At 61.4% G+C, this 8,415-nt stretch carries 5 protein-coding genes; 1 reads left to right on the top strand and 4 read right to left on the bottom strand.

Annotated elements, in window-relative coordinates; genetic code table 11:
• Positions 1-44: 44 nt before the first annotated feature.
• Complete coding sequence (gene pmbA / locus EJA72_RS28725; RefSeq protein ID WP_157715236.1) at positions 45-1,391, bottom strand: metalloprotease PmbA; 1,347 nt, start codon at positions 1,389-1,391, stop codon at positions 45-47.
• Between the two features lie 108 nt (positions 1,392-1,499).
• On the opposite strand from pmbA, the gene yjgA reads away from it, so the two are divergent.
• Positions 1,500-2,024: a ribosome biogenesis factor YjgA gene (gene yjgA, locus EJA72_RS28720; protein WP_157715235.1), complete on the top strand. Its 525-nt coding sequence runs from the start codon at positions 1,500-1,502 to the stop codon at positions 2,022-2,024.
• Between the two features lie 49 nt (positions 2,025-2,073).
• On the opposite strand, the gene tldD is transcribed toward yjgA, so the two are convergent.
• The 3 genes from tldD to EJA72_RS28705 form a co-directional block, all read right to left on the bottom strand.
• Positions 2,074-3,516 carry a metalloprotease TldD gene (gene tldD / locus EJA72_RS28715; RefSeq protein ID WP_157715234.1) on the bottom strand — a complete coding sequence of 481 codons (1,443 nt, stop codon included), beginning with the start codon at positions 3,514-3,516 and terminating at the stop codon, positions 2,074-2,076.
• Between the two features lie 18 nt (positions 3,517-3,534).
• Positions 3,535-4,383, bottom strand: a complete 849-nt coding sequence (locus EJA72_RS28710; RefSeq protein WP_157715233.1) for a carbon-nitrogen hydrolase family protein — start codon at positions 4,381-4,383, stop codon at positions 3,535-3,537.
• A 227-nt stretch (positions 4,384-4,610) separates the two neighbouring features.
• Positions 4,611-8,414: a YhdP family protein gene (locus EJA72_RS28705; protein ID WP_157715232.1), complete on the bottom strand. Its 3,804-nt coding sequence runs from the start codon at positions 8,412-8,414 to the stop codon at positions 4,611-4,613.
• Position 8,415 lies beyond the last annotated feature (1 nt).

Below are 8,415 nucleotides of genomic sequence, written 5' to 3'. Positions count from 1 at the left end.
GCCACCCGATGGGTGGCGCGCCTTTTTTGTGTAGCGGTTGAGGTTTAGCTGCCCGCCACCGTCATGCGCTCGATCAGTACCGAACCGGTGCGAATGTTGCTGCGCAACTCCAGGTCATTACCCACGGCAACGATCTGCTTGAACATGTCGCGCATGTTGCCGGCGATGGTCACTTCCTGGACCGCGAACTGGATTTCGCCGTTCTCAACCCAATAACCCGCCGCGCCACGGGAATAGTCGCCGGTGACCATGTTCAGGCCCTGGCCCATCAATTCCGTGACCAGCAGACCGCGCCCCATTCGACGCAGCAACGCCGCCTGGTCTTCATCGCCATGGGTGACGAACAGGTTGTGCACGCCGCCGGCGTTGGCGGTGCTCGGCATGCCAAGCTTGCGGCCAGAATAGGTGCCAAGGATGTAGGACACCAATTCGCCCTTTTCGACGAACGGCTTGGCGTAGGTGGCCAGGCCGTCACCATCGAACGCCGAACTGCCCATGGCACGCATCAAGTGCGGACGCTCATCGATAGTCAGCCATTCCGGGAACAATTTCTGACCCAACGTGCCTTCAAGGAACGACGATTTGCGATACAGGCTGCCGCCGGAAATCGCCGAGAGGAAACTGCCGAACAACCCACCGGCCAGTTCCGCCGAAAACAGCACCGGCACTTCACAGGTCGGCACCGGACGCGCGCCGAGACGGCTCGCCGCCCGTTGCGCGGCACGCTGGCCAATGCTGACCGGGTCGGCCAACAAGTTGCCCTGACGGTTCACGTCATACCAGTAATCGCGCTGCATCTGGCCGTCGGCTTCGGCGATCATCACGCAGCTGAGGCTGTGGCGAGTCGAGGCATAACCGCCGATGAAGCCATGGCTGTTACCGTAGACTCGGCAACCTTGGTGGGTACTGAGGGTCGTGCCGTCAGCGTTCTTGATGCGACTGTCGGTGGCAAACGCCGCCGCTTCACAGGCCAGCGCCTGCTCAATGGCTTGCTCGGGGGTGATGTCCCATTGGTGGAACAGGTCGAAATCCTGCAGATCCCTGGCCATCAAGGCGGCATCTGCCAGGCCCGACGCTTCGTCTTCAGACGTGTGCTTGGCGATGGCCAACGCGGCGGCGACGGTTTCGCGAATGGCTTCCGGGCCACTGGCGGAGGTGCTGGCCGAACCCTTGCGCTGACCGACGTACAAGGTGATACCGAAGCCCTGATCGCGGTTGAATTCGACGGTTTCGACTTCACGCTGACGCACCGAGGTCGACAGGCCCTGCTCCAGGGAGACCGCCACTTCACAGGCACTGGCGCCCTGGCGCTTGGCTTCAGCGATGATCTGCTCGACTTGTTCTTGCAGTGCCGGCAACGCTTGTGGGCCGACGCTTTCAACTGCACTCATGCTGTTCTCCACTCAAATTCTGCTTTCGGTAAAGGTCATCGAGCGACCGGGCCGGACAAGCGGCCCCCGACTGGTTATCATGGCGGCGTTTCTTTGCGGACGGCCACCATGGTTGATTCTTACGACGACTCCCTCGATACGGGAGAAAAAAGCAAATCTCAGGTCAAACGCGAGCTGCATGCTCTGGTTGACCTCGGCGAGCGCCTTACAACACTCAAGCCTGACTTGCTGGCAAAACTGCCGTTGACCGACGCTCTGCGCCGGGCATTGGCCGATGCGCCGAAGCACACCGCGAATATCGCGCGTAAACGGCACCTCATGTTCATCGGCAAACTGATGCGCGATCAGGACACTGACGCCATCCTGACGTTGCTCGATCAACTCGATGCCTCCACTCGGCAGTACAACGAACGTTTTCACGGCCTGGAACGCTGGCGCGATCGCTTGATCGCAGGCGACGATGCCGTCCTGGAGAAGTTCGTTGTCGACTACCCGGAGGCCGATCGCCAGCAATTGCGCTCCCTGATCCGTCAGGCCCAGCACGAACTGGCGACCAACAAGCCACCGGCATCGAGCCGTAAAATCTTCAAGTACATCCGTGAGCTGGACGAGACTCAACGCGGTCTGCGTTAAGTCCCGAATCGGGTGAGCTGCCTCGCAGCTCACCCGAAGCTCCATTCTTTTACGATCCTGTGCCACCCACAGTGATCGCATCGATTTTCAGCGTTGGCTGGCCGACACCCACCGGCACCGACTGCCCATCCTTGCCACACGTGCCCACTCCGCTGTCCAGCGCCAGATCGTTGCCGACCATCGACACCTTGCTCATGGCTTCCGGGCCGTTGCCGATCAACGTCGCGCCTTTGACCGGAGCCGTGATCTTGCCGTCTTCGATCAGGTACGCCTCACTGGTGGAGAACACGAACTTGCCGCTGGTGATGTCCACCTGACCGCCGCCGAGGTTGGCGCAGTAGATGCCGCGCTTCACCGAGGCAATGATTTCTTCCGGATCGCTTTCACCGGCGAGCATGTAGGTGTTGGTCATGCGCGGCATCGGCAAATGCGCATAGGATTCGCGACGACCGTTACCGGTGCGGGCCACGCCCATCAGGCGCGCGTTGAGTTTGTCCTGCATGTAGCCCTTGAGTACGCCGTTTTCGATCAGCGTGGTGCACTCGGTCGGCGTGCCTTCGTCGTCGACGCTCAACGAACCGCGACGACCGGCCAGGGTGCCGTCATCGACGATGGTGCAGAGCTTGGACGCAACCATCTCGCCCATACGCCCGCTATATGCCGAGCTGCCCTTGCGGTTGAAGTCGCCTTCCAGACCGTGACCGACCGCTTCATGCAACAGCACGCCGGACCAGCCCGAACCCAACACCACCGGCAACGTGCCGGCCGGCGCAGGGATGGCCTCGAGGTTGACCAGCGCCTGGCGCAGAGCCTCTCGGGCATAGCTCATGGCGCGGTCTTCGGCGAGGAAATACCGGTAGTCGGTACGACCGCCACCGCCATGGCCACCGCGTTCGCGGCGACCGTTCTGCTCGACGATCACGCTGACATTGAAGCGCACCAGTGGCCGCACATCCGCTGCCAGACTGCCATCGGTGGACGCCACCAGAATGCGTTCCCAAACGCCAGCCATGCTCACGGTCACTTGCTGGATGCGCGGGTCGAGGGCGCGAGTCGCCACGTCGATGCGTTTCAGCAGCTCGACTTTCTCGGCGCGGCTCAGTACTTCCAACGGGTTATCCGGCCCGTACAACTGGGCGACGTCCTGGGTGGTGAAGGCCTGCACGGTGCCGTTCTGCCCGGCGCGGGAGATCGAACGCGCGGCACGGGCTGCAGCGCCCAAGGCTTCAAGTGTGATCGCATTGCTGTAGGCGAAACCGGTTTTTTCACCAGATTGCGCCCGCACGCCAACGCCCTGGTCGAGGTTGAAGCTGCCTTCCTTGACGATGCCGTCTTCCAGCGCCCAGGACTCGGAAATCTGCCCCTGGAAATACAGGTCGGCGGCATCGATGCCCGGGCCGGCCAGATCGCCGAGTACGCCTTGCAGGCTTTCGATTGTCACGCCGCCGGGCGCCAGGAGGTGTTCACTGACTGAGGACAACAACTCGCTCATATGCTTTACGCCTTAAATTCATCGTTCTGAGGCAGGTCGCTGGGCGCCCTGCGAGAAAAAGCGCCGGTGACTGGACACCGGCATCCGCGCCCTGATGGACGCCTGTTCGCTGCTATCGCGTTCGGCCAGCAGCACGGCCTCGCCTTGATCCTGTTGCGCCAGCACCCGACCCCAAGGATCGACAATGGCCGCATGGCCATGGGTTTCTCGCGGTCCCGGGTGTGTGCCACCCTGAGCGGCCGCGAGCACATAACACTGAGTCTCGATGGCTCGCGCGCGGATCAGTACATCCCAGTGCGCCGCGCCGGTCACTGCAGTGAAAGCCGACGGCGCGGTAATCAACTCAGCCCCGGCGGTGCGTAACTCGCTGTACAGCTCCGGGAAACGCAGGTCATAACACACCGTCAGGCCGACTCGACCGACGGGCGTGTCCGCCACCACCACGCTACTCCCGTAAGCATAGTCATCGGACTCACGGTAACGCCCGCGATTGTCCGCTACGTCTACGTCAAAAAGGTGCAGCTTGTCATAACGCGCCACCGTTTCGCCCTGATCGTCGACCAGCAACGAGCAGGCATGCACTTTGGCGGTCGGTTGATCCACGGGCGGCAACGGCAACGTGCCGGCCACTATCCATAACTTGAGGTCGCGAGCGGTCTGTTTCAACCATGGCAGGATCGGACCTTCGCCCAATGCCTCGGCGCGGCCGATGTCAGCAATATCGCGACGGCCCATGGCGGCGAAGTTTTCCGGCAGCACGGCAAGCCTGGCGCCACTGGCCGCCGCTTGTTCAAGCAGACGCCGGGCCTGGGCCAGATTGGCCAGCACATCGCTCTGGCTGACCATTTGAATCACCGCAAAAGACATGACCGTTCCTATTCGAATTGTGCCCACCGGCCCCTGTAGCAGCTGGCGAAGCCTGCGTCCGGCTGCGTAGCAGTCGTAAAATCAGACACCTCGGTCTGTCAGGTAAATCGTGCATTCCGGATTTACGACTGCTGCGCAGCCGGACGCAGGCTTCGCCAGCTGCAACAGGATTGCTGCGTAAGCCATGCTACTCCATCGGGCAAGGACGTGGGCTCCGAGAAAGACAGTCAAAAAGGCTTGTCGTAGGTAATTTTCGGCTCTTTCCACGGGCCTTTCACGGTGTATTTCACGCTGGCGAAGCGTGCGACGCGATCACCGATCAGCTTGTCCATCAGGAACAGCGCCCCGCCGATGGCCGGCGCGCCGACAATCAACGCGGCAATCGGCAAGTTATTGGTCACCGGCAAGGTCACCGCCAATTTGGCATCGATCTGTTCGCCAACCAGGTTCAGCGTACCGTTGAGTTCGACATTGCTCGACGGACCGGTCATCTGAATCGGCTCACGGGTCACGTACACCCCGTTTGACGCGACCAGCAGCCCTTTGACCTTGTCATAACTCAGGCCTTTGCCGAACAGGTCGGAGAAGTCCAGGCGCAGACGGCGACCGATGGAATTGAAGTTGAGCAGGCCAAACACCCGCAACGCCTGGGCGCCGCCTTCGACTTCGACAAACTGGCCTTTATTCAGCGACGCATCCAGCGTCCCGGAGAAACGCTTGCTGGCCAGCCAGGCCGGCGAACCGGGCCAGCGACCGTCAACATCCATACGAAAATCTTCGCTGGTGACGCTCGGCGCAAAGCCCCAGCCCTTCAGCACATCCGCGAGGTTCTTGCCACTGATCCGGCCTTTGTACCAACTGTTGGAATTGCCCGGCGTGCCTTCCCAGCCACCATTGCCCTGTAACAGAATGCCTTTGAGCCCCATGTCCAGCGTATTGAGGGCAATACCCTTGGCGGTCGGGCGGATTTTCAGCGACCAGGCGCCCACGAGGTCCTGCCCCTGGAACAGCTGGTTGATGGTGATATCCATCGCCGGGATTTTCGTCGGGTCGACTGTGGCCAGGGGGTCCGGGGAGTTTTCATCGGCCAGGACCGTCGGGTCCGGCGCTGGCAATTTTATGTACTGCATATTGATCGTGATCGGCACGCCCTTCGCGTCAGGCAGCACCGTGCTGCCCTTTGCCTGCTGACTGTCGAGCTGCAAATTCCACGAGGTTGGCTTGCGGACCACCTGAACCGAAGCCTGATCGAGCGTAGTGCCCAACGCGGTGAGTTTGCCGATCTGGAGGTCCGCGCCGCTGAGCAACTGCTTGGCGCTGCCGCCCGGGTCCTGACCAGCGTACTTGTTCACCAGGTCCTGCCAGGGCCCGACATCCAGTTCCGACAGCACACCGCGCACCCGCAGCCCTTTCGTGCCGGGCAAGACGGCTTCGCCACCGCCCAGGAACAGTTCACCGCGACCGTCGGCAAAGCTGCCGGGAGGTGCCGCGAACGTGAAGTTCGCAAGATTGCCGTAACTGACCCAGTAACGCCGTTCTGGCCCTTGCAGGGTCATGCGGAACGTCGCGTCACGCCCAGCATCGGCTGCCATGCCGAACGGCGCCGGCAAATCAACCGCTACGCCCTTGAGATTGGAATTGACCATCAACTGACTGTCGGCGCCGCTGAGGTTCACCTGCAGCTGGTACGGGATCACCCCGGAAATGGGCAGCGGTTGCGTAACGCTCAACCAGTCCGTGAGTTTCTTGACCTCGACCTGACCGGCGGCCGTGACGCGGGTCTTGAGATTACCTGCGCTGCCATCGGCGAAAATCTGCGCTGTGACCGGCTTATCAAAGGCACGCGCGGTGATGTTCTGCCCGCTCAGCCCCATGGCGCTGTCAAAGCGGAAGTCGCCCTTGAGCTGAGTCAGTTCCAGCGGCGGCTCGGGCAGTTTCAAGCGTGCCTTGGCGGTTTTGAAGTCGACGAGGATCTTCGGCTGTTCACCCTTGGCCAGCGGAATATCCAGTTTCAATTTGCCCTGCAAATCGCCGTCGCCTTCCCAACGGGCAAATGTGTCTGCGGTGCCGATCGGCGCTTCCTGAAGAATCTTCAAGCCATCGCCCAGGCCGCCCGCGAATTCGCCGTCAAGTAACAAGTGGCTGCTTTGCCCGGCCGGGGCATGGGGAATATTGACGTAAATGTCGCGTACCTGTGTGTCGAGCAACTGGCCTTTGCTGGCCAGGATCCGCACACCGCTGTCTTCCACAAACACGTCACCCGTGACCTTGCTGACATGCGGCCAGCCCGGCTGGAAGGCCAGTTCGGCATCGTGAACCTTGAAGAACAGGCTGATGCTGCGATCCGTGTCGGCCGCGCCATGGTTCAGCGAGCCTTGGTACTGAAAGAAGCCTTCATCCACCGCGCCTTTGAGAATGGCGGTGCGCAACCATTCGTCGAGCGCCGGGCTGAGGACAGCTGGCAGGTACTTGGCGGTGTACTTGCCGTCGCCCTCGACCATGCCGACCCGCAGGTCCATGTAGTCTTCCTGAGTGTGGTCGAAGTGCAGGCGGATCAGGAAGTCGCCGGCAATCTTGCCCTCCTCGCCCAGCACCTTCAGGTACGGTGCGATCAGGGTGAAACCTTCCTTGTCGAGCTTCCAGGTCAACCGTGCATTGGCTTGAATGTATTGCCATGGCTTGGCGAAAATCGGGTCCAGGTGCAAGACAAAATCCTTGCTGTCCATGCGCAGCTCGCCGCCGCCCAGATTGCCGCTGATGCTGCCGCTGACATTTCGTGCCGCCGGCGCGCCGTGATAAGCGTCGAAACCGACACGGTCGAGGTTGGCCGCGAAGCTGAATTTGGTGTCGTCGGTCGCATTCGGACGCAGGTCGATCAATACATTGCGCAGGCCTCCGGTCACCTTCAGTCGCTCGACGACCGTGGCAAAACCTTCGGGCAATGGACCCAAGGCGTTCAACACGGGGGTAATCGGCGTCAGGTCAAGGCGATCGGCTTGCAGGTGCCAGAGTTCTTCGGCCTTGTCCGTGGCCATGCTTTGCTTGAGTTGCAGATGCGATTCCCAACGGGTATCGCCGAGGTTCATGGCCAACGAGTCCAGCGTTACCAGAACGCCTTCGGAACTGCGCTGGAAATAGCCATTGAGCGCCAGATTGTTGATCTGGATCGGCTTGCGCTCGGCATAGGCGCCCTTGAGTTGTGGCGCGTTCAAACGGATCGCAGCGCTTTGCAGGGCGCCCTTGTTCCAGTTTATCCACAGCTCGCCGCCGGCCTTGATCTCGGAGAAATTCCACTGGCGGGTCAGACGTTCGGGCAACCACTTGGACCAGTCGCTTTGTGGCAGGCTCAGGTAAGCATCCGCCTCGCCGTCCTTCCACTGACTGGCACGGATTCGAGTACGCAGGCTCATGGCGACCGGCTGGCCGTCGGGCAGGGTCAAGCGCGCATCAAGACGCTGACGGGAAGCGCCGGTTTTCAGGTTGAGACCGACATAGGTCAGGGTCAGTGGCGACTGGCCCAACGGCTGCAAGGTGATCTGGCTGTCGAGCACTGATAGTTGCTGGACCATCTGCATGCGATTGAGCATCTGCTCCGGGTCCAGCGGCTGATCCTGCTGCACCGGCAACCCTTCCAGCGACCACTGCCCGTCTTCGCCTTCCTTCAGGCTGATTTTCAGGCCGTTGAGTTCCAGGTGTGCGATGCGTACTTCACGCGCCAGCAGGCTGGCCCAGAGGTCCGGCACCGCGCGCACCTGATCCAGACGCAGGGCATTGGTGCCCGAGCCGACGGTGACGTCATGAGCCAGCAGAATGGGCGCGAAGCCGCTCCACTTGCCTTCCAGCTCACCGATTTGGAGCGGCATGCCCAAGGCCGCGCTGGCCTTGGTTTCGACTTCGTTACGGTACTCGGCCACCAAGGGTGCCAGCTCTCGACCGAGACTGACGTACAACGCCATCAACACCAAAGCCAACGCGCACAGGCCCAGACCCCAGCGGGTCAGTGCAGCCAAAATGCGTGTCAGACGATCCATG

The organism is Pseudomonas sp. PB120 (assembly GCF_009761815.1).
In the GTDB taxonomy this organism is placed as follows: Bacteria; Pseudomonadota; Gammaproteobacteria; order Pseudomonadales; family Pseudomonadaceae; genus Aquipseudomonas.
The sequence above is the reverse complement of the archived record's forward strand: the minus strand, read 5'-3'. Positions and strand labels throughout refer to the sequence as shown.